The sequence below is a fragment of the Mesorhizobium sp. B2-3-13 genome (assembly GCF_006442195.1).
In the GTDB taxonomy this organism is placed as follows: domain Bacteria; phylum Pseudomonadota; class Alphaproteobacteria; order Rhizobiales; family Rhizobiaceae; genus Mesorhizobium; species Mesorhizobium salmacidum.
On sequence record NZ_VFVQ01000021.1, the window covers coordinates 40,209 to 66,063 of the forward strand.

Genomic DNA, 25,855 nt, shown 5'->3' on the forward strand with positions numbered 1-25,855 from the left:
TTTCGGGCATCACTGTGGCCTGAGGACGGCTCAACGCACTTCCATCGGAACCACGGTCGTCTCCTTGATCTCCTCCATGACGAAGGAGGCGGAAACATCCGACAAAGCCACCTTGGCGATCAGCCGCTGGTAGAGCCGGTCATAGGCCTTCACGTCGGCGACGCGGGCGCGCAGCACATAGTCGAGATCGCCGGACATGCGGTAGACGCCGATGATCTCGGGCAAGCCCGCCACCGCAGCGCGGAATTTCTGCAGCCAGTCCGGGTCGTGGTTGGATGTGCGGATCAGGATGAACACCGAAAGGCCAAGCCCGAGCTTCTCGGCATCGACCAGCGCCACGCGGCCGGTGATGACGCCAGCTTCCTCCAGCCGCTTGACGCGCCGCCAGCAGGCATTGCGCGACAAGGCCACCCGCTCCGACAACTGGTCGACCGACAAGGTGCCGTCGCGTTGCAATTCGGCGAGCAATTTCCGATCAAGTTCGTCGATTGCCAGTGTCATGTGGGATACTTGTCCCATGAAATCGCAAAATACAAGGATATTTTGGGACCAATGAACCGGTGAGGCGTGTCAGGATACTCATATCGGAACGCAAACGCTGAAGGGGAACCAGCATGTCGGTCGCAAGGATTTTCACCTCTCATCCGGCCAAAGTCGGTGAAACCTATTTCGGCCATATGGCCTTCGCCACATGGTTTTCGTCGCGCCTGCTGATGGCGGCGGCAGCAGCATTTGTTCACGCTTTCTTGCCATTTCTCTTTGAGACTACCGCCAGCCGAATCATTCGCGAGCTCTACGAGCGGACGCACAACAGAGGCACACACGCGATCAACGAGCCCGCTGCTCTTCCGGATCGCGCCTAAAGGAAGGCGGAAGCAATGTGCCGGTGGGCGGCCTATCTCGGTGAAGCGGTCTTTCTCGAAGACATCCTCACGGCGCCCTGTCACTCACTGATCGCCCAGAGCCACTGCGCCCAGGAAGCGAAGTCGCCGACCAATGGCGATGGTTTCGGCCTTGCCTGGTACGGCGACCGGCCGGAGCCCGGTCTCTACCGCGACATCCTGCCGGCGTGGTCCGATCCCAACCTGAAGAGCCTGTGCCGGCAGATCAAATCCGGCCTGTTTCTCGCGCATGTGCGGGCCTCGACCGGCGGCGCCACCAGCCGCATGAATTGCCATCCGTTCATCTCCGGCCGCTGGTCGTTCATGCACAATGGCCAGATCGGCGGCTTCGAGAAGATCCGCCGCGCGCTGGAGAACTCGTTGTCCGACGCTGTCTTCGAGCAGCGCGAAGGCACCACCGATTCCGAACTGTTTTTTCTGCTCATGATCGACGAAGGGCTTTCGTCCGACCCGCAAGGTGCCGTTTCCCGCGCCACCTCCCGCGTGCTCGAAGCCTCGCGCCGCGCTGGTCTCGAGCCGGCGCTGAAATTGACCGCCGCCTTCTCCGACGGGCAGGCGCTGCATGCGGTGCGCTATGCCACCGACGTCCAGGCGCCGACGCTCTACACGTCCATCTTCCGCAAGGGCGCTGGCCGCTGCATCGTTTCCGAACCCTTCGATCGAGAGGGCGGCGACTGGCAGGCGATCCCGCCATCGAGCTTCGTCACCATGACAAGGGACGGCATCGACATTCGTCCGTTCGCTCCGGTCGCGGCGAAGCTGGCGCTGGCCGGGTAAGTCTTCTTCGCCGATGTCTCAAATCGGCAATGTGGCAGGACAGAGGGGGGCGCCGTAGAGTGCCGACCTCACGCAATCCCAATCAAGCGCCCACCTCCAATGAATGCTCAACTCCGCTTGAAGCCGCGCCGCTATCCGCCATTTGATGAGGCGGCGGCAAGCAAGCCGGAACCTTGATCATGAACCTCGCCTTTTCCTCAGCCACCGATCTCGCCGCCGCCATCGCCGCGCGCAAAATCTCCGCCGTCGAAGCGCTCGACGCCCACCTCGCGCAGATCGACAGGCACAATCCTGCCGTCAACGCCGTCATCTCGCTCGACAGGGACGGGGCTCGCGAGCGTGCCGAGGAGGCCGATGCGGCATTGTCGCGTGGCGAAGCGCTCGGGCCGTTGCACGGCGTCCCCTTCACGCTGAAGGACATGCACGAGACATCTGGGATGAAAACCACGGTCGGCTTCCCGCTCTTCGCCGATTATGTGGCGAAAGAGGACAGCCCCGTCGTTAACAGGTTGAAGACAGCCGGCGGTGTGCTGATGGCCAAGACCAATGTCGCCACAATGCTGTCCGACTGGCAATCGGACAATCCGCTGTTCGGCCGCACCAGCAATCCCTGGAATCTCCAGCGCACCCCGGGCGGATCCAGCGGCGGCGCCGCTGCCGCCGTCTGCACAGGCATGACACCGTTCGACATCGGCACCGACATGCAGGACTCGATCCGCCTTCCCGCGGCGTTCTGCGGCGTCTACGGCCTGAAGCCGACGGAACATCGCGTTTCGCTGGCCGGCGCCTTTCCGGATCCAGGCGGTGCGGCGCGAAGCGTGCGGCTGATGTCCTGTCTCGGCCCACTGGCGCGCAGCATCGACGATTTGGCGTTGATCTATCGGATCATCGCCGGCCCGGACGACCGCGACACCGACCTTGCGCCGGTGCCCGTCGAGGCCATGCCGAAGCTCGACCTCCAAACTTTGCGCATCGCTTTCGCGCCCTCCTTTCCCGGGTTCCCAGTGGCCGGCGGCATCAGTGCAGCGGTCGAAAATGTCGCAAGACGACTGCAAGACGCCGGCGCCATCATCGAGGAAGCGAAACTGCCCAAGCTCGACCTGCACGACGATCTTGCCCAGGGCGGCGCGCTGATCGGCATGATGATGGGGGCGGCGCAGCAGGAACCACCGGAGGAGCCGGCATCGGTCTCGCGCTGGTTTGAGGCACTGGCCCGCCGCGACAAATCCATTCTCGCCTGGGACCGTTTTTTCGAGGATTGGGACGCGCTGCTCTGCCCGGTCGCCATGACCACGGCATTCCCGCATTGTGCGCCGGGCACTGCGATCAAAGTCGACGGCAAGGACCAGAGCTACTGGATGTTGCCGGCCTACGGAGCCGTCTTCAACTACAGCGGCCACCCGGCGCTTTCGATACCTTGCGGGCAGGACAGCGACGGCCTGCCGATCGGCCTGCAGCTTGTCGGCGGACGCTGGTCGGAGGCGCGGCTGCTCGCCGTGGGCAAGGGGATGGCGCCCTTGACCGGCGGCTTCAGTCGTCCGCCCGGCTATTGAGCGAAGCGCGACAGTCCGTAAGGCGCCAGCAGCGGGTCGCGCTCGCCGCCAAGGATTTCGCGCGTGGCGAACAGGCCGACGGCCGGCGCCAGCGTGATGCCGGAATGCATGACCGCGATGTAGACGCCATCCATGCCCTCGGCGCGGCCGATGATCGGAAAGCCGTCGATCGGTGTCGGCCGGTAGCCGACCGTGTAGAAATCCAGCTCAAGTCCGTCGCTGTCGCGCAACATGGCTTTCGTGACCGCGAACAACGCGCGGGCGGTGGCTTTGGCATCCATCCCCGGATCGGCGCCGCCGAAGTCCGAGCCGGCGATGATACGGCCTTCCGCCGTCTGGCGCATGTGCAGCCGCTCGGCCAGCACCAGTCCGTTGAGCAGCTTCTCGTATGGCCGCGAATGGACGATCAGGCCGGGCGGGGTCTCGATCGGCAGGTTGATGCCGGCGGTCGCGGCAATGTCCGGCGAGCCGACGCCTGCCGCGATCACCACCTCGTCGGCGGCAATCGGCCCATGCGATGTGCCCACGCCGGTTATCCTGCCATTGGTCTGGATCAGCGCCGTGACCGTACTGGAACGGATGCGCGCGCCGCGCTGTTCGGCATCGGCCAGCAGGGCCTTGGAGGCTGCGACCGGCTCGGCAACACCTTCCTCGGCGACATGCAAAGCGAAATCCGGCGGTTCGGCGAGATTCGGCTCGATGCGCGCCGCGCCGGCACGGTCGACGCGCTCGATGCCGTAGCCCCAGGCTGAGTGCTCCGCGGCATAGGTTTCCATATCCGCCGCCGATAGATCCCAGCACAGGCCGCCGCACCAGTTGAGCGGCAGGCCGGGCAGGTCTCTCGCCAGCCGAGACCATTCGGCCATGGCGCGGCTGCGCAGCCGGAAATAAGGCTCCGGATTGCCCCAGCTGGCATTGATCCAGGCAAAGGAATTGAGCGTCGCGACACCCCCGGCCTCGCTGTCGGCGATGACCGTTACCTGGGCGCCCGCTTTGGTCAGGTGCCAGGCAATCGACGCACCGATGATGCCGGCGCCGATGACGATCACTTGTTTGCCGGCGCTCATGTTCGCTCCTGATCCAAGGGTGACATGTCATCCAAGTGCCATCCTGTCCGCCGCTTGCCAACATCGAATGCCGTAAAAAAGGCAGCTTGACATCAATACGTACGTACGTATTATATGGCCATGGCTAGACAATCACTCCGCGAAAAACTCCTCGATGCCGGTTTCCAGACCATCTGGGACTCGGGCTATGCCGCCGCCGGCATACGCGACATCGTCGCCGCGGCTGACGCCCGGCCGGGCTCCTTCACGAACCATTTTGCCTCCAAGGAGCAATTTGTTGGCGAAGTGGTCGACCGCTATTTCGCCTATGTGAGCGGACTGGTCGAAACAGCGCTGGCCCGGGATGGGACCCCGCCTGTCGGCAGGCTGCGCCGTTATCTCGATCTCATCACCTCGAAGCTTGAAGCGCATGATTGGGCGCGCGGCTGCATGATCGGCAATCTCAGTCTTGAGACCGCCGTGCACAGCGAACCGCTGCGCCTGCGGCTGGTCGCTATCTTCGAGCGCTGGCGTCGGCCCTTCGCGGCCTGCATCGCCGAAGGCCAGGCGACCGGCGACATCACGAGAGCCTTCGATGCCGAGGACCTTGCCGACTTCCTGCTGTCGTCCTGGCAAGGCGCCATGCTGCGTATGAAAGTCGAGCGTAGCCCCGAGCCGCTCGAGCGATTCAAGAAGATCATCTTCAGGACAGTCTTTGGAAAGGAGCCGATCCCATGACTTCGAAAGCCGACATGCCTCAGGCGGGCGTCGCCGCACCGAGACGTTCGCAAGCCGCCGTCCTCGATTCGACCATGTCCTTTGTCGAGGCCGGCGCGTCCGGCCCGACCGTGCTGTTCCTGCATGGCAATCCGACCTCGTCGCATATCTGGCGCAACATCATCCCGCACGTGGCGCCGTTCGGGCGCTGCATCGCGCCCGACCTGATCGGCTATGGCCAATCCGGCAAGCCCGACATCGACTATCGCTTCTTCGACCATGTCCGCTACCTCGACGCCTTTCTCGACGCGCTCGACATCAGGGACATGGTTCTGGTCGCCCAGGATTGGGGCACTGCCCTGGCCTTCCATCTTGCGGCGCGGTGGCCGCGCCGCGTTCTCGGCCTCGCCTTCATGGAGTTCATCCGGCCCTTCGAGCGTTGGGAGGACTTTCACCAGCGTCCGCAAGCTCGCGAAATGTTCAAGGCGTTGCGTACACCCGATGTCGGCGAGAAGCTGGTCCTGGAAGACAATGTCTTCGTTGAAAAATTGCTGCCGGCCTCGGTGCTGCGAACAATGAGCGACGAAGAGATGGCCGTCTACCGGGCGCCGTTCCCGACGCCGCTATCGCGCAGGCCGGTGCTGCGTTTGCCCCGGGAATTGCCGATCGAGGGCCAGCCCGCCGACGTCGCCGCTATCAGCGAACACGACCATCGGGCGCTGCGGCTGTCCACCTATCCGAAACTGCTGTTCGCCGGCGATCCAGGCGCGCTGATCTCACCGCAGGCCGCACGCGAATTCGCGGCCAGCTTGAAGAACTGCCGGTTCATCGATCTCGGGCCTGGCGCGCACTACCTGCAGGAGGATCATGCCGACACGATCGGCAGCGCTATCGCCGGCTGGCTTCCGGGGGTCGTTCAGGCGGGCCGCATGAACGAACCCGCCTGAAGCAAGCCATGCAACCGGCGGCGTTCACGCCGCCGGACCGGTCGACAGCCCGGCGCTGCGCTGCTAGAAGCCCGGCCTGTCACACGGAAATCCCAAGAGAATGCCCGAAATTATTCCAGAGGAAGTGGCGCGCCGCCGCACTTTCGCGATCATCGCCCACCCCGACGCCGGCAAGACGACGCTGACCGAAAAGCTGCTGCTGTTCGGTGGCGCCATCCAGCTTGCCGGCGAGGTCAAGGCCAAGAAGGACCGCATCCAGACGCGTTCCGACTGGATGAAGATCGAGCGCGAGCGCGGCATTTCGGTCGTCACCTCGGTGATGACGTTCGAATATGAGGACAACGTCTTCAACCTGCTCGACACGCCGGGCCACGAGGATTTCGCCGACGACACCTATCGCACGCTGTCGGCGGTCGACTCGGCCGTCATGGTCATCGACGCCGCCAAGGGCATCGAGCCGCGCACGCTGAAGCTGTTCGAGGTCTGCCGGCTGCGCGACATCCCGATCATCACCTTCGTCAACAAGATGGACCGTGAAAGCCGCGATCCGTTCGAGATTTTGGACGAGATCGAGCAGAAGCTGGCGCTGGACACCGCGCCCATCACCTGGCCGATTGGCCGTGGCAAGACTTTTTCCGGCACCTATCACCTGGCGCTGAACGCCGTGCGCAAGGGCGACGACGAGAAGGAACGCACGCCGGTCAACGGTCCCGATTCCAACCGCGTTGCCGGCCTGCTGCCGGAAAACGAGCGCGAGGCTTTCATCGAGGAACTGGAGCTCGCGCGAGAGGCGTGCAGACCCCTTGATATCGACGCTTTTCGCGAGGGCCATCTGACGCCGGTCTATTTCGGCTCGGCGCTGCGCAATTATGGCGTGCGCGACCTGATCGAGGCGCTTGGCGCCTTTGGTCCGCCACCGCGCGCGCAGGAGGCCGACACCCGCACCATCGAGGCGACGGAGGAAAAAATGACCTCCTTCGTCTTCAAGATCCAGGCCAACATGGATCCCAACCACCGCGACCGCATCGCCTTCGTGCGCGTCTGCTCGGGCAAGCTCGAGCGCGGCATGAAGGCCAAGCTGGTGCGCACGGGAAAGCCGATGAGCCTCTCGGCCCCGCAATTCTTCTTCGCCCGCACCCGTGTCACCGCCGACGAAGCCTTCGCCGGAGATGTCGTCGGCATCCCCAACCACGGTACGCTGCGCATCGGCGACACGCTGACCGAGGGCGAGGAAATCCTGTTTCGCGGCGTGCCGAATTTTGCCCCGGAAATCCTGCGTCGTGTCCGCCTCGGCGACGCGATGAAGGCGAAAAAACTCAAGGAAGCGCTGCACCAGATGGCCGAGGAAGGCGTGGTGCAGCTGTTTTCGCCCGAGGACGGCTCACCGGCTATCGTCGGCGTCGTCGGCGCCCTGCAGCTCGATGTGCTGAAAGAGCGGCTGAACTTCGAATACACGCTGCCCGTCGAATTCGAGATGTCGCGCTTTTCGGTCTGCCGCTGGATCTCGGCCGATGACAAGGCCGAGGTGCTTCGCTTCATCGAGGCGCATCGCGGCGACATCGCCCGCGACCTCGACAACGACCCGGTCTTCCTCGCCCAGCACGCCTTCTCGCTGAACTACGAAGCCGAGCGCTGGAAAGCGATCCGCTTCGCCACGATCAAGGATTATCAGGTCCGCGACAAAGCGGCATAAGAACCCTTTTTCCTTCTCCCGTTCACGGGGAGAAGGTGCCCGAAGGGCGGATGAGGGGCAGCGCCGACTTCAAGGATCGTTAGACTCAATCCCCCGGCCTTCGCAAGCTCCGGGCGTTCGAAGCTCGAAAAGCCAAGCAATTGGCTTTTCGTCCGCTACGCGGACCGCTTCTCACCCTTTCGCCGCCGCCTCCAATTTGGCGATATCGATCTTGCCCATCTGCATCATCGCTGACATCACCCGGCCGGCCTTGGCCCTGTCAGGGTCCTGAAGCAGTCGCGGCAACTGCTCCGGCACGACCTGCCAGGAAACACCGAACTTGTCCTTCAGCCAGCTGCATCGGCCGGGCTCGCCGCCGCCTTCGGTGAGTTTGCTCCAGAAATGATCGACCTCGTCCTGCGTCTTGCAGTCGATCGAGAGCGACATGGCCTCCGTGAACTTGTATTGCGGGCCGCCATTGAGCGCCTGGAACTGCACACCGTCGAGCTCGAACGATGCCACCAGCACTTTGCCTTCCGAAGCATGGCCTTGCGGCCAGCGCGTGACGCTCAGCACCTTCGAATTCTTGAAGATGGATACGTAATGGTTCATGGCCTCTTCGGCCTGGTCGTCGAACCACAGGAAGGTGGTGATCTTTTGCATGTCGTGCTCCTCGGTTGCTTCTTGCTGCCACAATGAAACGGCTGCTCCCGGAATGGCGCCATTTCTTGCCGTCTGCCCAAGGACGGTCGTGATACGCCCGATCCGACAATGGCATCGAATTTTCCTGGAGAATCTGGCGCATTGCAAAATTGTGGCCAGACCATAGTTGCGCGTCTATAACCCCTGCGATCAAAATTCAGCGCCGCCGCGCCCGGCGCGGCCAGCCACCAAGGAAAAAACATGCCCGCCTACCGTTCCCGCACTACCACCCATGGCCGCAACATGGCCGGTGCCCGCGGCCTGTGGCGCGCCACAGGCATGAAGGATAGTGATTTCGGCAAGCCGATCATCGCGGTGGTCAATTCCTTCACCCAGTTCGTGCCCGGCCATGTTCATCTGAAGGACCTCGGCCAGCTGGTCGCGCGCGAGATCGAGAAGGCCGGCGGTGTCGCCAAGGAATTCAACACCATCGCGGTCGACGACGGCATCGCCATGGGCCATGACGGCATGCTCTATTCGCTGCCGTCGCGCGAGCTGATCGCCGATTCCGTCGAATACATGGTCAACGCGCATTGCGCCGACGCCATGGTCTGCATCTCCAACTGCGACAAGATCACCCCCGGCATGCTGATGGCCTCGCTGCGCCTCAACATCCCGACCGTGTTCGTCTCCGGCGGGCCGATGGAAGCCGGCAAGGTCGTGCTGGCCGGCAAGACGCAGGCGCTCGACCTGGTCGACGCCATGGTGGCCGCTGCCGACGACAAGATCTCCGACGAGGACGTCAAGGTCATCGAGCGCTCGGCCTGCCCGACCTGCGGCTCCTGCTCGGGCATGTTCACCGCCAACTCGATGAACTGCCTGACCGAGGCACTCGGCCTGTCGTTGCCCGGCAACGGCTCGACGCTGGCCACACATGCCGACCGCAAGCGTCTGTTCGTCGAGGCCGGTCATCTCGTCGTCGATCTCGCCCAGCGCTACTACGAGCAGGATGACGAGAGCGCACTGCCGCGCAGCATCGCCTCGAAGGGCGCCTTCGAGAACGCCATGACGCTCGACATCGCCATGGGAGGCTCGACCAACACGGTGCTGCACATCCTGGCCGCCGCCCATGAGGGTGAGGTCGACTTCACCATGGAGGACATCGACCGGCTGTCGCGGCGGGTGCCTGTCCTTTGCAAGGTGGCGCCGGCTAAGTCCGACGTGCACATGGAAGACGTCCATCGCGCCGGCGGCATCATGGCCATCCTCGGCCAGCTCGACGAGGCCGGACTGATCAATCGCGATCTGCCGACGGTGCATACCGCCAGCCTCGGCGAAGCGCTCGACCATTGGGATATTTCGCGCACCTCGAGCCAGAATGTGCGCGACTTTTTCCTCGCCGCTCCCGGCGGCGTGCCGACGCAGGTCGCCTTCAGCCAGGACCGCCGCTGGGACGAGCTCGACACGAACCGCGAAACCGGCGTCATCCGCTCGGCGAAGACGCCTTTCTCGAAAGATGGCGGCCTTGCCGTGCTGAAAGGCAATCTGGCGCTCGACGGCTGCATCGTGAAGACGGCCGGCGTCGACGAGTCGATCCTGAAATTCACCGGTCCGGCGCGCGTCTTCGAGAGCCAAGACGCTTCGGTCAAGGCGATCCTTGCCAATGAGATCAAGGCTGGCGATGTCGTCGTCATCCGCTATGAGGGACCGCGCGGCGGCCCCGGCATGCAGGAAATGCTCTATCCGACCAGCTATCTGAAGTCGAAGGGCCTGGGCAAGGCCTGCGCGCTGGTCACCGATGGCCGCTTCTCCGGCGGCACCTCGGGCCTGTCCATCGGCCATGCTTCGCCTGAAGCGGCGGAAGGCGGGCTGATCGGGCTGGTGCAGGAGGGCGATACGATCGAGATCGATATCCCGAACCGCACCATCCGCCTCGCCGTGGACGACGCGGAACTCGATGCGCGCCGCGCGGCCATGGAGGCCAAGGGCGCGGACGCTTGGAAGCCGCAGGAAAAGCGCAAGCGCAAGGTGACGACCGCGCTGCGCGCCTACGCTGCCTTCGCCACCAGTGCCGACAAGGGGGCCGTGAGGCACGTGCCGGAGTAAGGGCGGTTCTTCCTTCTTTCCTTGTGGGGCCCGAAGGGCGGGCGAGGCCCGTGACTCGCCCAGGGCGGTGGCCTCGCGAAGCGAGGTCGGATGAGGGGTGCTCCAGCTTGGCGCCGACGGCACTCCGTCGCCCACCCCTCAACCGTCTCGGCGCTGCGCCGATCCACTTTCTCCCACAAGCAAGGGGAGAAGGAAAAACCTCACGGCATCAGCTGATACTCATAAAGCTTCTGGTAAAGCCCGCCTTGCCCCAGCAGGGTCTTGTGCGGGCCGCTTTCCACCACCTTGCCGGCTTCCAGCACCACGATCGTGTCGGCCTGGTGCACGGTCGACAAGCGGTGGGCGATGACGATCGTGGTGCGCCCCTCCGTCAGCTGTTGCAGCGCATCGCGGAACAGCGCCTCGGATTCGGCATCGAGCGCGCTGGTCGCTTCGTCCAGCAGCAGGATTTCGGCGTTGCGCAGCATAGCGCGGGCGATCGAGATGCGCTGGCGCTGACCGCCCGACAAAAGGCCGCCATTCTCGCCGACATCCGTTTCGTAGCCTTTCGCCTGCGCGCTGATGAAGTCATGCGCGTTGGCCGCCTTGGCCGCTGCGATCACCTCGTCGTCGGTCGCATCTTGCCGCCCAAGCCGGATGTTGTGCATGATCGTGCCGGCAAACAGGAACGTGTCCTGGCTGACATAGGCGATTTTTTCCCTAAGCGAGGCGAGCGTGGCATAGGAAATGTCCTGTCCGTCAAGCAGCACCCTGCCGCTCTTCGGGTCATATAGGCGCATGATAAGGTTCAGGATCGTCGACTTGCCGCCGCCGGAGGGGCCGACCAGCGCCGTCATCTTGCCGGCCGCAAGAGCCAGGTCGAACCGGTCAAGCACTGGCGGGCCATTCTGATAGGCGAAGCTGACGGCGTCGAACCGGATCTCGCCAGGTCCGGCATGAAGCGGCCTTGCATCCGGCTTCTCGGCCAATGTCAGAGGCTCGTCGGCCAACTGGAACATCATGCGCACGCCGACAATGCCGCTTTCCAGGGAGATACGGACGCGCGCGAGGCGCTTTGCCGGTTCATAGGCAAGCAGCAGCGCCGCGATGAAGGCCATGATGTTGCCAGGCATCTGGCCGCCCTTCAGAACCAGTAAGCCGCTGACCATGACGGCGCCGGCGATCGCCAGACCGGCCAGCGTTTCCATCACCGGATTGGTCACCGCTTCCAGCGCGGCGATGTTGTTGGCCCGGTCCTCGACATCGGACACCGCCCTGTACATGCGCTTGCGCATCAAGCCTTCGAGGTTGAAGGATTTGACCACGCGCACGCCGATCGCGGTTTCCTGCATCACCTGGACGATCTGGCCGACCGAACGGAACTCCATGGCGGCGAACTTGCGCACACGCTTCAGGATGCGGTTGACGCCATAGATGGCCAGCGGACCGACGACGAAGCAGATCAGCGACAGCGCCGGCTGCTGCCAGACCATGACCCCAATCAAGGCAGCCAGCGTCACCAGGTCGCGCACATAGGAGGTGACGATGAGGTCGAGCACGTTGCGCGCCGCCTGGGCATTGTTGGTCATGCGGGTGATCAGGTCGGACGACGAGGTCGAGTGGTAGAATTCGATGCCTTGCGCCAGGACGCGGTCGTAGATCTTGCGCTGCCGTTCGGCGATGATGGCGTTGCCGACCCGGCTCATGAAGTAGGCCTGGACGAAGTTGGCGATGCCCTTGACGATGAAGATCGCGGCGACCGCCACGGCAATCATGTTGACGCGATCGACCCTTTTGTCGATCACGAATTCATTGGTTATTTCGCGCAGGATCCAGGCGCTGGCGGCCGTCATGCCGGCCACCACCAGCATCGACAGGATGGCGGCGGCGTAGCCGGCCCTGTGCTGCCGGAACGATTCCCGGAGCAGCCTTGCGACGAGGCGCTGGTTTTCCGTCGAGGGGAAGAAGCGAAACACGGCTGATCCTTGATGCCGGGATGACGAAGGCGGCTTATAGAGGGAGTTGCCGCCGGAGGGAACCTTGCCGCCATGGAAAGAAACCGCTGCGGCAGGCTGCCTTTTGAGACACGATGCAACTGTGATTCTTCAAGCGGGATGATGAGAGATGGATTTCGACCTAATCGTTCGTGGCGGCACGCTGCCGCATGGCGGCATCGCCGACATCGGGATCAGCGGCGAGACGATCATTGCGATCGAGCCGAAGCTCGAGGGTTCCGCGGGGACCGAGGTCGACGCCCGTGGCAATCTGGTGTCGCCGCCCTTCGTCGATCCGCATTTCCATATGGACGCCACACTTTCCTATGGTCTTCCGCGCATCAACGCGTCGGGCACGCTGCTCGAGGGCATTGCGCTGTGGGGCGAACTGAAGCCGCTCCTGACGCACGAAGCGGTGCGCGATCGGGCGCTCGCCTATTGCGACTGGGCGGTGTCGATGGGGCTGCTGGCCATCCGCACCCATGTCGATGTCTGCGACGACAGGCTGCTGGCGGTCGAGGCGCTGCTGGAGGTCAAGAAGGCCGTCGCCCCTTATATCGATCTGCAATTGGTGGCCTTCCCGCAGGACGGGTTCTATCGCTCGCCGACGGCGCGCCAAAATACCATGCGCGCGCTGGACATGGGGGTCGACATCGTCGGCGGCATTCCGCATTTCGAGCGCACCATGGCCGACGGCAGGCGCTCGGTGACCGAATTGTGCGAGATCGCGGCAAAACGCGGCCTTATGGTCGACCTGCATTGCGACGAGACAGATGACCCGCTGTCGCGTCACATCGAGCAATTGGCCTATGAAACGCAGCGCCTCGGCCTGCAGGGCAAGGTGGCCGGTTCGCACCTAACCTCCATGCATTCGATGGACAATTACTACGTCTCGAAACTGTTGCCGCTGATCGCCGAGGCCGGTGTTTCCGCGATCCCCAACCCGCTGATCAACATCATGCTGCAGGGCCGTCAAGACACGTTCCCGAAGCGGCGTGGCATGACGCGGGTCAAGGAAATGCAGGCGCTGGGCATCCGTGTCGGCTGGGGTCAGGATTGCGTGCTCGATCCCTGGTATTCGCTGGGCACCGCCGACATGCTCGACGTCGCCTTCATGGGCCTGCATGTCGCCCAGATGTCGAGCCCCGCCGACATGGCGCGCTGCTTCGACATGGTCACCAACGTCAACGCCGCGATCATGGGCCTCGATCATCTTGGCCTGGCTGTCGGCAAGCGCGCCAGCCTGGTGATCCTCGATGCCGGCAATCCGATCGAGGCCCTGCGCCTGCGCGCCGAGCGCATCTGCGTCATCGCCAGGGGCAAGGTGGTGGCGGAGCGGACAAGGCAGGATACCAGGCTTTCGATCTCCGGCAGGCCGTCGCAGGTGAACCGGCGGCACAAATCCGGGTAGATACAGCCGATTTCCGCGGCTGGTCTTACCGTTTCTTCGATTCCCACTCGTCAAAGTTGGCGCTTGAGTCTAGGAGCCGGGCATGGTTGAGCCCGTCGCCCGGAATTCGATGGTCAAGAATGTGCTTCTGGCCGGCATCCTGCTGATGCTGGCGGGCGACTTTCTGTTTGCGCTGAACGACGCGATGGGCAAATGGCTGGTCACCAGCTTTTCCGTCGGCCAGGTGGTGCTGATCCGCTCTATCGGCGCCTTCATCGTGCTCGGCCCGATGATCGCCAACCAGGGCGCTGGCAGACTGTTCCAGATGGAACGGCCCGGGCTGCAGGTCCTGCGCGTGGTGGCGACGACGCTGGACACCGCTTTGTTCTACGCCGCCGTCGTCTTTCTGCCGCTTGCCGATGTGATGAGCTTCTACATGGCTGGCCCGATCTATGTGGCGGCGCTATCGCATTTCCTGCTTGGCGAAAAGGTCGGCTGGCGCCGCTGGGTGGCGATCCTGCTTGGCTTCTGCGGCGTGGTGATCATGCTGAAACCGTCCTCTGCCGCGTTTTCGCTGTCATCGGGTTTCGCGCTTGTCGGCAGCCTTGCCTTCGCATTCGCCATCATCCTCAACCGGCGCCTGCGCGGCACCAGCGACACCAATCTGGTGACATGGCAGACGATCGGCACGCTGTTGGTTGGCGGCGTGCTGACCATCGGTGCCTGGAAGACGCCGTCGGCGCTCGATCTCGGCGCCATGCTGCTGCTCGGCATCGTCTCCTGCGGTGCGCATCTGATGATCACGCGGGCGCTGAAACTGGCGCCGGCCTCGACACTGGCGCCGCTGCACTACACGCTGCTCCTCTGGGCGGTGGTGTTCGGGCTGGTGTTCTTCGGCGACGTTCCCGGCCCGCGTATCCTGATCGGCTCCGGCATCATCGTTCTGGCCGGCCTGTTCATCTTCCATCGCCAGAAAGTGGTCGACACCACGGTGCCGCCGGAGAACGTGCCGAAGGGTGTGAACTAATGCATGTCGCCCGGAAGTGTACTCGGTTCCGGGACAACGACATGCATAAAATCAGAAGCCTACAGCATGTCGCGGCGAATCCTGTTCGCCGCGACATGCTGTAGGGCCCGGATTTCGGGTGCCCCAATGCATGTCGCTCAAAAGTGGCCTCGGTTTTGGGAGAACGACATGCATCAAAACAAAAATCTAAAGCGCGTCGCATGAATACGCTTCACCGCGACGCGCTTTAGCCCTGGCGTACCGCAGCAAGGTGCCGCAAAAATTCTTCTGTCTCCATCAGCGTCTTGCAGCGCGCGAAGCGGCCGTCCGCATAGGCGCGGAAATCGTCGGCCGGATTGTTGTTGGCGAGCTGGATCAGCCCCCACAGCGTCCACAACAAGTCGCACATCGCCTTGTAGATGACGACGCGGCCGCGCTCCGCCGGCTTCGCCTCGCCACCGAAATAGGCGCGCATCAACTCCTCGTCCTGGGCCGCGTCGAACTTGCCTTCGACGCTGAGATCGCCGAGATCCCAGAGAGGGTCGTTCATCCCGGAATATTCCCAGTCGACGATCCACATCCGCTCGCCCGTATCGAGAAAATTTTCGCACAGCGGATCGCAATGGCAGGCGACGAGGGGCAAGGCGTGGACGGCCAGGGCCGAGCGCACGCTGCCGGCCGCGCGCACCACGTCATGATAGCCGGCGGGCAGGGCGACATCCCTGGTCGACAGCACCTTGAGATAGTCGTCGATCATCGAAAACAGCTCGAAGCGGAAGGGGAATACCGCGCCGGACGCGTGCAGCTTGTGGAAGGCCTCGGCCGCCCGGGCCGGACTGCCCTGCCGCTCCCTGAATTTCTCCGGCGACATCGTCTCGGCATCGGCGATGTAGCGCGTCACCATCAGGCCCGTGGCGGCATCGGCATGCAGCACCTCGGGACTGACGCCGGCCTTTGCCGCCTCGCGTGCCGCCACCGCTTCGTTGGCGCGGTTGATGTATTCCTCGGTGCCTTTGCCCGGAACGCGCAGGCAGTAATCGCCGGCCTTGAAGACGAGGTTGGTGAGGCCGCCAAGCCGTTCCAGCGGCCCGGTGTAGCCGGCCAGCACCGGAATGGCGGCAAGTTTTGCCCGCGCCTCGTCTGTCACCATGCCTGCGTCCCCACGCGCTATTTCTTTGAGACAACGGTTCCACAATTTTCGCCGTTTGGCTATCATCCCGGCAAGACGAGGGATTGGTCGACACGTGACGGACGGCAAACATCAAGGCGCGCTCGGCGAGGCCTACGCGGCCAAGCGCCCGGAAGAGGTAGCGGCACTCTATGACAGGTGGTCGCAAACCTATGACGCCGACATGTCGGCCGCCGGCTACCGCCACCCGACGATCTGCCTTGCCTTGCTGGCCCGCCATCTGCCGCGCGGTTCAGCCCCGCTGCTCGACGCCGGGGCAGGTACCGGGCTGATCGGCGAATGGCTCGACATTGCCGGCTATCCTCAGGTCGAGGCGCTCGACATCTCACAGGGCATGCTGGATCAGGCCGCGCGCAAGGGCGTCTATTCGGCGCTGCATTGCCTGGCACTCGGCGGTGACCTGCCTTTTGCCAACGACACCTATGCCGGCATCATCTCGGCCGGTGTGTTCACCTCGGGTCATGTCGGTGCCGACGGTTTGGACGAACTGATCCGCATCTGCCGGCCGGGCGGAGTGATCGTGCTGACGGTCAAGAACACGTTGTGGGATCAGGGCTTTGCCGCGCGCATCGCCGAACTCGAGGCGCAAGGCCTAGTCGTCCGCATTGAGGAAACACGTCCCTACGTCTCGATGCCTGGCGAGGCCGATACCGTCCCCAGCCGTGGCCTCGCTTTGCGCGTGAGTTAAGCCTTCACGCGCTCCATTGCCGGGTCGTATAGCGGCTCAAGACAGATTTGAGCCGGCGTCCGCTGCATCGCGACCACCAGTTCATAGCTGCCCGAGGCGAGGAAATCATCGTTCACCCCCTCGGCGTTGCGCACATAGCCGTAACCGATGTTCTTGCCGACCGTGTAGCCGTAGCCGCCGCTGGTCAAATAGCCGACCGGCTCGCCATTGCGCAGTATGGTCTCGCGCCCCACGATCACGATCTCCGGATCGTCGACCGTAAAGCCGGCAAAGCGCTTCGTCAGGGACGCGCCGCCAACTTTCTCAAGTGCGCGTCGTCCGACGAAGTCGGTGTTCTTACGCAGCTTTACGGCCCAGCCCAGCCCGGCCTCCAGCGGTGTGTCATTGGGCGTGATGTCGGAGCCCCAGGCGCGATAGCCCTTTTCCAGCCGCAGCGATTCCAGCGCGCGGTAGCCGATCGGCCGGATGTCGTGCTTCCCGCCGGCCGCCATCAGCGCGTCGAAGACTTCGCCGGTGGCGGCGATCGGCACATGCAGCTCCCAGCCCAGTTCGCCGACATAGGTGACACGCAGCGCCCGGACCGTGTGACCCGCGATGACGATTTCCCGCACATGGCCGAACGGGAAGCCGGCATTCGACACATCCGCATTGGTCACGGCCGAAAGCACATCGCGGGCGCGCGGCCCCATCAGCGACAGTGTGCCGAAATCCTCGGTGACATCGGCGAGCTGGGCATCGAGGCCTCCGCCAATATGGTCGCTGATCCACGAGGCGTCATGGGTGCGGAAACCGGTGCCGGTGACGATGTAGAATTTTTCCTCGGCCAGCCGCGACACGGTCAGGTCGGCCTCGATGCCGCCGCGCGTATTGAGGAGTTGCGTGTAGATCAGCCGGCCGACCGGCTTGCTGACGTCGTTGGCGCAGATCCAGTCAAGGGCCTTGGCCGCGTCGGGGCCGCTCAGCTCATATTTGGCGAAGGACGACTGGTCGAAGATGCCGACATGCTCGCGCACGTGCCGGTGCTCGTCGCCGACGGCGGCAAACCAGTTCTGCCGGCCCATCGAATAGAGGTCCTTTGGCTCGACGCCCTTCGGCGCGAACCAGTTCGGCCGCTCCCAACCGAGTTTCGAGCCGAACACGGCGCGTTGCTGCTTCAACCGCTCATACAGCGGCGAGACGATGCGCGGCCGGCCGCTGACGTACTCTTCGTGCGGGAAGCCGATCGTGTAGTGCTTGCCGTAGGCTTCCAGCGTGCGCTCGCACACCCATTGCCGGTCGCGGTGCAGGTTGGAAAAGCGCCTGATGTCGACCACCCACAGGTCGAGCGGCGCCTCGCCGTCGACCACCCATTGCGCCAGCACCCAGCCGGCGCCGCCGCCCGAGGCGATACCGAAAGCGTTGAAGCCGGCACCGACGAACATGTTGGCGCATTCGGGCGCCACGCCGAGGATGAAATTGCCGTCGGGCGTGAAGCTTTCCGGCCCGTTGATCATCTGCTTGACGCCGACCGTCTCCAGCGCCGGCACGCGCGCGATCGCCTGAGCCATGTGCTGCTCGAAATGATCGTAATCGTCGTCGAACAGCCGGAACTCCCAGTCGTCGGGCACGTCGCCTCGGGGGAGACCGGTTGTCCAGGCCTGCGGGTTCGGCTCATAGCCGCCCATCACCAGCCCGCCAACCTCTTCCTTGAAATAGGTGCGCCGATCGGGGTCGCGCAGCGTCGGCGCGTCGGTCGCCAGCCCCGCGATTTTCTCGGTGATGATGTACTGGTGCTTCACCGGCTGCAGCGGCACGTTGATGCCGGCCATGGCGCCGATCTGCCGCGCCCATTGCCCAGCGCAGTTCACCACCTTGTCACAGGCAATGTCGCCTTGATTGGTCTTCACCGCAGTGATGCGGTCGCCCTTCATCTCGAAGCCGGTGACACACGCCCCCTCGTAGAGCCTGGCGCCATGCATGCGCGCGCCCTTGGCCAGCGACTGCGTGATGTCGGAAGGGCTCGCCTGGCCGTCGGTCGGCAGCCAGGACGCGCCGACCAGATCGCCGGTCTCCATCAGCGGCCACATCGCCTTGACCTCCGCGGGCGACAGAAGCTGCATGTCCATGCCGAAGCTTCTCGCCGTCGTCGCCAGCCTTTTGTACTCGGTCCAGCGGTCGGCATTGGTGGCGAGCCTGAGGCAGCCGGTCATTTTCCAGCCGGTGGCGAGCCCGGTCTCGGCTTCCAGCCCCTTGTAGAGGTCGACGGAGTATTTCAGTACCCGCGTGATCGAGGCCGACGAGCGCAATTGCCCGACCAGGCCGGCCGCATGCCACGTCGAGCCCGAGGTCAGCTTGCCCTGTTCGAGCAGCACCACGTCGGCCTTGTGGTCGCGCGCCAGATGATAGGCCGTCGAACAGCCGATGATGCCGCCGCCGATGACGACGATCGCGGCCTGGCTAGGCAAGGTCATGATTTCAGGATCCCGTATTTTGTCCGGTAGCTTTCCAGCGCCGCGTCGAGCCTCACCAGGTTTTCCTCGGTGTAGGCGACGTAGTCGATGCCGGGCGCGTCGAGATAGAGTTCCGACACCATGCTCCACATCGCCTCGCGCAGCAGCGAGGCGCATTGCATGGCGGCGTGCGAGCGGCGGATCGCCTCATCCGGTTCCTTCATGAAATAGGCGGTCAGGAAGGCGAAGGATTCCTCATCGCTCATGCCCGCGTTCGAAGCGACGCCGGCGAGGTCGAACATCGCCGTGTTGAAGCCGGCATATTCGAAATCAATCAGCCACAGCCTGCTGCCGTCGTCGAGAATATTGGCAGGCAGAAGATCATTGTGGCCAAAGACGATCGGCAGCAATTTCTGGGCGCGCTCCAGTTCGTCGGCCAGCGCCAGGAAGCGCGGCAGGTCACCGCGCTTGCGGCTGTCGCCTTCTTCAAGCGTGCGCGCATAGTCGCGGATGACATGGAACACCCAGAACATGAAGCCGGCGCCGGAGATATGGTTGGGCATCTCCCGGTGGAAGCCGCGCATCAGCGCCGCGACGCGGCCGAGATTGGCGCGCACGTCCTCGGCCAGATAGGTTTTGGCGCCAAGAAACGCCGTCACCAGGATTCCTGGTTCGGCATAATGGACCGCCGGCGCGAACCCGGCGGCGTGAGCCGCCCGCGCGGTCATCACCTCGCGTTCGCGGAAGACATGGTGGAACGGATAATCCTGGCCGAAGCGCACGACATGTTTGCCGGCCGTGTCGGTGACCACATAATTCGCGTTGCTCAAGCCGCCGGGCAGCGGCGCGATCACGATGGCGCCCGTCCAGCAGGGCAGGGCGCGGATGCGGTCTTCGGCAATCACGGGATCATCCCTGGTTTGCTGGGCTGGTTTGCCGGGTTTCGCCAAGGCGCCCTGGGCAACGCAATGACGGCGGGGAGAAACGCAAACGATCTCGTCGGTGCGGGACGCCAGGATCGGTATCCCGCACCGCACCGACGAGCCCCTTGGCCAGGTTTTTGAGCCCGGCATCCGCCCCCGCGGATCTGAAAATTCCTTACGCCAGACACGTTGCAGACTGCCTGGTCAATGAGTTGCGGCTCTGCCAATCACCCTCCCGCTGCAGCTCCGAACCCTGTTAAGGTTGGATTTCACGCCAGGGTTGCTCTTCTGTCAATAAAAAGATGTGACTTTTTTTGGGTATTTTGCCCGAAAGCATGGGCAATTCCTTTAAAAGCGTTAGGAATGCCTTGGGAACGGGCAAACTCCGGGACGCGCACATATGATCCACTCGAAACGGCATGGCGAGATCCTGCGGCTGCTGCAGGAAGAGGGAACCGTCACCATCGCCAGCCTGGCCGACCGGTTGGGCGTTTCCCTTGAAACCGTGCGGCGGGATGTCAAGCCGCTCACCGGCGACGGCTCGGTTCTGAAGATGCATGGCGCCATTGGCCTGCCGTCGATGATCGGCGAAGCGCCGTTCGAACGGCGCATGCGCGAGCATGCCGATGCCAAGCGGGTCATCGCACGCATGGTTGCCGCCACCATCCGTGACGGCGAATCGATCATGCTCGACACCGGCACCACGACTTCGTTCCTGGCGCGCGAACTGCTCGGCCACCGGCGCCTGACGGTCGTCACCAACTCGTCTGATATTGCCCGCACGCTGGCCACCATCAACGGCAACAAGGTCTATATGGCCGGCGGCGAGCTGCGCAGCGATTCAGGAGCCGCGTTCGGGACGTCGGCGATCGAGTTCGTCAGCCGCTTCTCGGTCAGCCACGCCATCATTTCCACCGGCGCCGTGGATGCGGCGACGGGTGTCATGGACTTTGATCTAAACGAGGCGGAATTCGCCCGCATGGTGCTGTCGCGCGGCCAGCGCTCGCTCGTCGTCACCGACCACACGAAGTTCGGCCGTCAGGGCTTGGTTCAGGTCTGCGGCTTCGACGGCTTTTCCGAACTCGCCACCGATCGCGCGCCGCCGCATGACATTGCCGCCGCCCTCGCACAGGCCGGCGCGCGGCTCAGCATTGCCGGCGGCGAAGCGGGAATTTAGCCGAAGGCGATGTTGTGCATCGGCGTGCCGCGTCTCCGGCGGCATAGACGCCGGAATTCGTTGTCTGCTGTCTGTCATCGACTGATGTCATCGCGGGCGTCCGTGTGAACTCGCGGCGACGCTATGCCGCCAACGCGCGAAAACTCATCCTGAAGCAGGCGCCGCTGGGCTTGCCGTCGAGGATTTCGATGCGTCCGCCATGTAGATGCATGATCTCCTGCACGAGGTTGAGGCCGAGGCCGGCGCCATGATCCTGCGGGCGCAATCGGTAGAAGGGCTCGAAAATGCGCTCCCGCTCGCCCGGTGGCACGCCGTCGCCTTCGTCCCGCACCTCGATGATGGCGGGCGTTGTGACGCTGACGGTGATCTTGCCGGCGCGGCCGCCATGCTCGATGGCGTTCTGCACGATGTTGGTCACCGCACGTTCAATCGCGGTGCGGTCGCCGGTGGCAAAAAGCGTGTCCCTCTCCGGCTCGAAGGACATCTCGTATCCGGCCGAGAATGCCATCGGCGCGAGGTCGACGATGACGCCTCGCGCAATCGCCACGAGATCGACCTTTTCGAAAGGCGATGTCTGCCGGTCGAGACGCTGCAGGTCGAGCAACTGGTCGGTCAGCGTCGAGAGCCGTGCTGCATCCTGCAGCAGCCGTGCCCGTTCCGGTGTCGCCGGCAGCGAGGCGAGGCGCGTGTTGAGGATGGCGACCGGTGTCCTGAGCTCATGGGCGGCGTCGGTGAGGAAACGTTTGTGGCGCTCATAGCCCTTGTCGAGCCGCGCAAGGGCCGCATTCACCGCCTTGACCAGCGGTGTCACCTCTGTCGGTACGTCCTTCAGCGGCAGCTGGACACCCCGCTGGTCGATGTCGATGCGCTCAGCCTCGGCGGCTGCATGGCCCAGGCCCGAAAGGGCGCCACGCACCACCCAGGGTGTCGCGAACAGCGTGGCCAGCGCCATCAGCCCGGCGAGCGGCAATATGCCTTGCAGGAAGAATTGCGGCGCCTGGTCGAGCAGGCGCAACAGCGAAAGCCCGCCCTTGGTGCCGGTGAAGATCTGGACATTGCCGGCCGCCGTATCGGTCCAGCGAATCTTCCCCTCCGGCGGCGCGGTTTGCCCGATTGCGTGGTCGATACGGGCGTCGCTGATAGTGTCCAGCAATCCGGCGAAAGGCTGAAAGATGGGCGGCATGGTGCCCTCCTGCAGCCGCTGGCCCTGCTTGTCTCGGATGATGAACCAGAGATCGGGGACCTCGGATCGCAGCTTCGTCAGGTCCGAGGTCTCGCGCAGGATGAGCTTCCCGCCTGCGTCACGCGCCACCGCATCCGCCAGCACGTCCATTGTGCCGTCCTCATAATCGTGCGGAATGAGCCCGGTGGCGAGCAATGCGAGGAGAATGCCGACGATGATCAGCGTCAGCATCGCGCATTGCAGCAAGGCGATGCGCAGCACCAGGCTCCATTTCAGCGAACGCGGGCGCTTGAGGCTCATTGCTTGGCGCTCATGTCGTCTCGCGCAGGAGATAGCCGACGCCGCGAATGCCGTTGATCGTCACGCCGGCATCGGCATCGGCGAGTTTGCGGCGCAGGCGCGAGACATGTGTATCGAGGGCGTTGGACTGGATCTCGTCATCGAGGCCGAACACCGCGTCCATCAGCGCCTCGCGTTGCACCATGCGGCCGGTGCGCCGCATCAGCGCCTCCAGCACCAGGAGTTCGCGGCGCGGCAGGCTGAGCGGTTCGGCACGGATCGACGCTTCGCGATGCCCGACATCGAGCACCAGATCGCCGGCACGGATAAATTGCGACTGCATCGGCGCCGGGCGCCTGAGCAGCGCGCGCAGGCGAGCCAGCAGTTCCTCGAAGGCGAATGGTTTCGCCAGATAGTCGTCCGCGCCCATGTCCAGCCCATCGACCTTGTCCGATGTGTCGCCTCTCGCCGTCAGCATCAGCACTGGCGTGGTGTTCTTGGCCGAACGCAATCTGGGCACCAGCGACAACCCGTCGCCATCCGGCAACTGGCGGTCGAGCAGGATCGCGTCATAGCTGTCGGCGGCAACGAAGCCTTCCGCCTCGATGAGCGAGCCGGCGTGATCGACCACCATGTCGTGGCGCTTCAGCGCGGCACGCAAGGCAGAGACCATTTCAGGCTCGTCCTCGACCAGCAAGATTCGCATCGACAATTCTCCAGCAGCAGCTTCGGGCGCTACCGCGCCAACATTGCGCAAACATGGCAAAGCCGAACGGCCCGGGTCGACAAACGCTTTCTGTGCCTTCGAGATCGCGCAATGTCTATGCAACCCAGTCGCGGCAAACAGCATCGGTCGGCACGAATCGCCCATGCCGGCGTGAAGGCGTCGGGCCCGAATATGCAACAGGTCGGGCCCGACGTTGAAACGAAATGGCGCTGAAACGAATCAGTTGGCCACACAATCTGGCGTGCTGTTGTCCGGGATTGAGGTTACCATGCCTGCAAATGATGCTCTGTCTTTCCTTGTGGCGTGGACCGTGGCGCCGTTCAGGGTCGGCTCCGTCACGCCGTCCAGCTCCAGCCTGGCGGCATTGATGACGCGCGACATCGGACCCGAGACGGGTCCCGTGCTGGAGCTCGGTCCAGGAACCGGCCCGTTCACGCGAGCGCTGCTGTCGCGCGGGGTTAAGGAGGAAGATTTGACGCTGATCGAATCCGATCCGGATTTTGCCGCACTGCTCAAGCGTCGCTTTCCGGCCGCCCGGATATTCGAGATGGATGCTGTCGGTCTGCGCCATCTGTCGCTCTTTCACCGGCCGGTGATTGGTGCTGCCGTCAGCGGCTTGCCTTTCCGGCTGATCTCGCCGCGCAGGACGCTCGCCATTCTCGAAGGTGTTTTCGCCAACCTTCGCCCGGTCGGAGCACTCTATCAGTTCACGCTTGGACGGCGCTGCCCGTTCGACCAGTCGCTGCTCGACAGGCTCGATCTCGAGGTCACGCGGGTTGGCCATACCTTTCGCAACTTCCCGCCGGCGACGGTCTATCGCGTCGCCAGGATCAAGACGTCAGAAACATACGACTGGCGCTTCGCATGACCGGACCGTTGTCGGCCATTCTCGGCTTCGGCCTGTTCGGCGTCTTCTGCCTCGCCTTCACCGAAAAGATCCTGCCGATTCCGCCCTCGCATGTGCTGCTGCTGTTCCTCGGTATGACGGCGGCGCCTGACCATGCGACGCTGGCGATCCTGCTGGCGGCGACGACTTCCGCCTCCTTCGCCGGCTGCCTTGTCTGGTATGCGGTCGGCCGCCGGATCGGCTTCGACCGTGCCGACAGGCTGATCGGACGAGCCGGCAGATATGTCTTCCTGCGCCCCGAAACCTATCGCAAGCTTGGCCAGGCCTATCGCCGCAATCATGTCAGGGTGTCCTTGCTGGCGCAGTTCATCCCGACGGTGCGCAATTACCTGCCGATCGCTGCTGGCGCGCTTTGTCTGCCTGCCTTGCCTTTCGCGGCCGCGACACTGCTTGGCGCCACCATATGGAATGCGGGCTTTCTCCTGACCGGTTACCTCATGCGCGGCAGTGGCCAGGATTCCTTCGCGGTTGGCCTGCGCATCATCGTCATCGTCGTGGCGCTTGAGACGGCCTTCATGCTTGCGTTGCGCTATGGCCCGACATGGCGACGCCGCATCAGGCTGATGCTCGGCTGACCGCGCTGCACCAATCTCCGGTCACGCGATAAGCTCCGCAGCCGGCTTTCCTTCGCTTGCCTGCCGGTGTTTAGTCGGCCCATGGCCTTCACCATCCGTCAGTTGCAGTTCTTCATCGCCGTTGCCGAACAAGGTACGGTGTCGCGCGCGGCGCAAAACCTCTCCATTTCGCAATCGTCGGTCACCGAGGCGATCAAGGAACTTGAAAGCGATCTTGGCGTCGAACTGTTCGAGCGCCATCCGCGCGGCCTCAACATCACCCACAAGGGCCACCAGTTCCTGCGTCATGCGACAAAGATTCTCGCCGATGTGTCCGACGCGCGCCGCTCTTTTTCCGGCGAACAGGCCGTGGCGGGCGGGCGGCTGCAACTCGGCGTCACCTCGCTGGTCGCCGGCTATGTGCTGTCGGATCTGCTTTCACGCTACCGCCGCGCCTATCCGGGCGTCGAGGTCTCGGCCATAGAGGACAATGGCGACTACCTCGAGCACCTGCTGATCGGTGGCAAGCTCGACATTGCCGTCATGGTCACCTCCAATTTGCGCGACCGCACTGCCCTGCAATCGGAGATCCTCGAAGTCTCGGCCTACCGGCTGTGGCTGCCGCTCGGCCATCCCTTGGCTGGCGCCGACATTATCGGCATCGGCGATATCGCCTCCGAGCCGCTGATCATGCTGACCGTCGACGAGATCGAGGAGAACACCGGCAAGCTGCTGACGGCGATCGGCGCCAGGCCGCATGTCGCCTTCCGCACCCGTTCCGTGGAAGCCGTGCGCAGCCTCGTCGCCACCGGCGCCGGCGTGGCACTGCTGCCCGACCTTGTCTACCGGCCTTGGTCGCTGGAAGGCGACCGCATTGAATCGCGCGACATTTCCGGTTCCTTGCCGGTGGTGCAGGTCGGCATGGTCTGGCGGCGGGGATCTGGCTTGGCCGCCGCGGCGCGCGACTTCATCGGCCTTGCCCAGTCGCAGCGGACGGTGCGCCAGCGTCTGTGATAGAGATATCGGAAAAACCGATATCGGCCTTCTGATAAATGAATTTGCGAAACC

Annotated in this window: 23 protein-coding genes; 14 read left to right on the plus strand and 9 right to left on the minus strand. The window is 63.9% G+C overall.

The genetic code is table 11. The features are described 5' to 3' along the window. Positions 1–30 precede the first annotated feature (30 nt). Complete coding sequence (locus tag FJ941_RS22955; protein WP_140509144.1) at positions 31–501, minus strand: Lrp/AsnC family transcriptional regulator; 471 nt, start codon at positions 499–501, stop codon at positions 31–33. Positions 502–614: 113 nt separating this feature from the next. Between FJ941_RS22955 and FJ941_RS22960 the strand changes: the two genes are divergently transcribed. The 3 genes from FJ941_RS22960 to FJ941_RS22970 all read left to right on the plus strand — a co-directional run bounded on the left by FJ941_RS22960 (position 615) and on the right by FJ941_RS22970 (position 3,232). Further along, positions 615–863: a DUF6356 family protein gene (locus FJ941_RS22960; RefSeq protein ID WP_140509146.1), complete on the plus strand. Its 249-nt coding sequence runs from the start codon at positions 615–617 to the stop codon at positions 861–863. Between the two features lie 15 nt (positions 864–878). Continuing rightward, positions 879–1,679 carry a class II glutamine amidotransferase gene (locus FJ941_RS22965; RefSeq protein WP_140509148.1) on the plus strand — a complete coding sequence of 267 codons (801 nt, stop codon included), beginning with the start codon at positions 879–881 and terminating at the stop codon, positions 1,677–1,679. 179 nt (positions 1,680–1,858) lie between these two features. Continuing rightward, the gene (locus tag FJ941_RS22970; RefSeq protein WP_140509150.1) at positions 1,859–3,232 is read left to right on the plus strand and encodes an amidase; all 1,374 of its coding nucleotides are present in this window, start codon (positions 1,859–1,861) and stop codon (positions 3,230–3,232) included. Here the strand turns inward: FJ941_RS22970 and FJ941_RS22975 are convergent. Beyond that, a complete protein-coding gene (locus FJ941_RS22975; RefSeq protein ID WP_140509152.1) occupies positions 3,226–4,299 on the minus strand; it encodes an FAD-binding oxidoreductase in 1,074 nt (357 codons plus the stop codon). The two genes, FJ941_RS22970 and FJ941_RS22975, sit on opposite strands and share 7 nt — an antisense overlap. 120 nt (positions 4,300–4,419) lie before the next feature. Here FJ941_RS22975 and FJ941_RS22980 point away from each other — a divergent pair, with 120 nt between their 5' ends. The 3 genes from FJ941_RS22980 (at position 4,420) to FJ941_RS22990 (ending at position 7,635) form a co-directional block, all read left to right on the plus strand. Further along, complete coding sequence (locus tag FJ941_RS22980; RefSeq protein ID WP_140509153.1) at positions 4,420–5,016, plus strand: TetR/AcrR family transcriptional regulator; 597 nt, start codon at positions 4,420–4,422, stop codon at positions 5,014–5,016. Continuing rightward, positions 5,013–5,942, plus strand: coding sequence for a haloalkane dehalogenase (locus FJ941_RS22985; RefSeq protein ID WP_140509155.1), 930 nt, complete (start codon positions 5,013–5,015; stop codon positions 5,940–5,942). Before FJ941_RS22980 ends, FJ941_RS22985 begins: the two co-directional genes overlap by 4 nt. 100 nt (positions 5,943–6,042) lie before the next feature. Continuing rightward, on the plus strand, positions 6,043–7,635 hold the full coding sequence (locus tag FJ941_RS22990) for a peptide chain release factor 3 (RefSeq protein WP_140509158.1): 1,593 nt from the start codon (positions 6,043–6,045) through the stop codon (positions 7,633–7,635). 171 nt (positions 7,636–7,806) lie between these two features. Here FJ941_RS22990 and FJ941_RS22995 read toward each other — a convergent pair whose 3' ends face one another. After that, positions 7,807–8,277, minus strand: coding sequence for a VOC family protein (locus FJ941_RS22995; RefSeq protein ID WP_027142181.1), 471 nt, complete (start codon positions 8,275–8,277; stop codon positions 7,807–7,809). 240 nt (positions 8,278–8,517) lie between these two features. Here FJ941_RS22995 and ilvD point away from each other — a divergent pair, with 240 nt between their 5' ends. Then, positions 8,518–10,362 (plus strand): dihydroxy-acid dehydratase, encoded by a 1,845-nt coding sequence (ilvD, locus tag FJ941_RS23000; RefSeq protein WP_140509160.1) that lies wholly within the window; start codon positions 8,518–8,520, stop codon positions 10,360–10,362. Positions 10,363–10,562: 200 nt separating this feature from the next. On the opposite strand, the gene FJ941_RS23005 is transcribed toward ilvD, so the two are convergent. Continuing rightward, complete coding sequence (locus FJ941_RS23005; RefSeq protein ID WP_140509162.1) at positions 10,563–12,317, minus strand: ABC transporter ATP-binding protein; 1,755 nt, start codon at positions 12,315–12,317, stop codon at positions 10,563–10,565. 148 nt (positions 12,318–12,465) lie between these two features. Between FJ941_RS23005 and FJ941_RS23010 the strand changes: the two genes are divergently transcribed. Both FJ941_RS23010 and FJ941_RS23015 read left to right on the plus strand, forming a co-directional pair. After that, positions 12,466–13,746, plus strand: a complete 1,281-nt coding sequence (locus FJ941_RS23010; RefSeq protein WP_140509164.1) for an amidohydrolase family protein — start codon at positions 12,466–12,468, stop codon at positions 13,744–13,746. Positions 13,747–13,828: 82 nt separating this feature from the next. After that, positions 13,829–14,752 (plus strand): DMT family transporter, encoded by a 924-nt coding sequence (locus FJ941_RS23015; protein WP_027142177.1) that lies wholly within the window; start codon positions 13,829–13,831, stop codon positions 14,750–14,752. A gap of 226 nt (positions 14,753–14,978) precedes the next feature. Here FJ941_RS23015 and FJ941_RS23025 read toward each other — a convergent pair whose 3' ends face one another. Continuing rightward, positions 14,979–15,881, minus strand: a complete 903-nt coding sequence (locus FJ941_RS23025; protein ID WP_140509166.1) for a phosphotransferase family protein — start codon at positions 15,879–15,881, stop codon at positions 14,979–14,981. A 94-nt stretch (positions 15,882–15,975) separates the two neighbouring features. Here FJ941_RS23025 and FJ941_RS23030 point away from each other — a divergent pair, with 94 nt between their 5' ends. After that, positions 15,976–16,608, plus strand: a complete 633-nt coding sequence (locus tag FJ941_RS23030; protein WP_140509168.1) for a class I SAM-dependent methyltransferase — start codon at positions 15,976–15,978, stop codon at positions 16,606–16,608. Here FJ941_RS23030 and FJ941_RS23035 read toward each other — a convergent pair. Continuing rightward, positions 16,605–19,058, minus strand: coding sequence for an FAD-dependent oxidoreductase (locus FJ941_RS23035; RefSeq protein WP_140509170.1), 2,454 nt, complete (start codon positions 19,056–19,058; stop codon positions 16,605–16,607). The two genes, FJ941_RS23030 and FJ941_RS23035, sit on opposite strands and share 4 nt — an antisense overlap. Then, complete coding sequence (locus FJ941_RS23040; RefSeq protein WP_140509172.1) at positions 19,055–19,942, minus strand: phosphotransferase family protein; 888 nt, start codon at positions 19,940–19,942, stop codon at positions 19,055–19,057. The genes FJ941_RS23035 and FJ941_RS23040 overlap by 4 nt, the downstream gene beginning before the upstream one ends. 418 nt (positions 19,943–20,360) lie before the next feature. Between FJ941_RS23040 and FJ941_RS23045 the strand changes: the two genes are divergently transcribed. Beyond that, the gene (locus FJ941_RS23045) at positions 20,361–21,137 is read left to right on the plus strand and encodes a DeoR/GlpR family DNA-binding transcription regulator (RefSeq protein ID WP_140509174.1); all 777 of its coding nucleotides are present in this window, start codon (positions 20,361–20,363) and stop codon (positions 21,135–21,137) included. A 121-nt stretch (positions 21,138–21,258) separates the two neighbouring features. Here the strand turns inward: FJ941_RS23045 and FJ941_RS23055 are convergent, their stop codons facing one another. After that, a complete protein-coding gene (locus tag FJ941_RS23055; protein ID WP_140509176.1) occupies positions 21,259–22,620 on the minus strand; it encodes a HAMP domain-containing sensor histidine kinase in 1,362 nt (453 codons plus the stop codon). 10 nt (positions 22,621–22,630) lie between these two features. Continuing rightward, a complete protein-coding gene (locus FJ941_RS23060; RefSeq protein ID WP_140509178.1) occupies positions 22,631–23,305 on the minus strand; it encodes a response regulator transcription factor in 675 nt (224 codons plus the stop codon). Positions 23,306–23,594: 289 nt separating this feature from the next. Here FJ941_RS23060 and FJ941_RS23065 point away from each other — a divergent pair, with 289 nt between their 5' ends. From FJ941_RS23065 to FJ941_RS23075, 3 genes are all read left to right on the plus strand, one after another. Next, entirely contained in the window at positions 23,595–24,194 is a 600-nt protein-coding gene (locus tag FJ941_RS23065) for an rRNA adenine N-6-methyltransferase family protein (protein WP_140509180.1), read from the plus strand. Beyond that, the gene (locus tag FJ941_RS23070) at positions 24,191–24,808 is read left to right on the plus strand and encodes a DedA family protein (protein ID WP_140509182.1); all 618 of its coding nucleotides are present in this window, start codon (positions 24,191–24,193) and stop codon (positions 24,806–24,808) included. Before FJ941_RS23065 ends, FJ941_RS23070 begins: the two co-directional genes overlap by 4 nt. Positions 24,809–24,889: 81 nt before the next feature. Continuing rightward, on the plus strand, positions 24,890–25,801 hold the full coding sequence (locus FJ941_RS23075; protein WP_140509184.1) for a LysR substrate-binding domain-containing protein: 912 nt from the start codon (positions 24,890–24,892) through the stop codon (positions 25,799–25,801). The last annotated feature ends 54 nt before the right edge of the window (positions 25,802–25,855 follow it).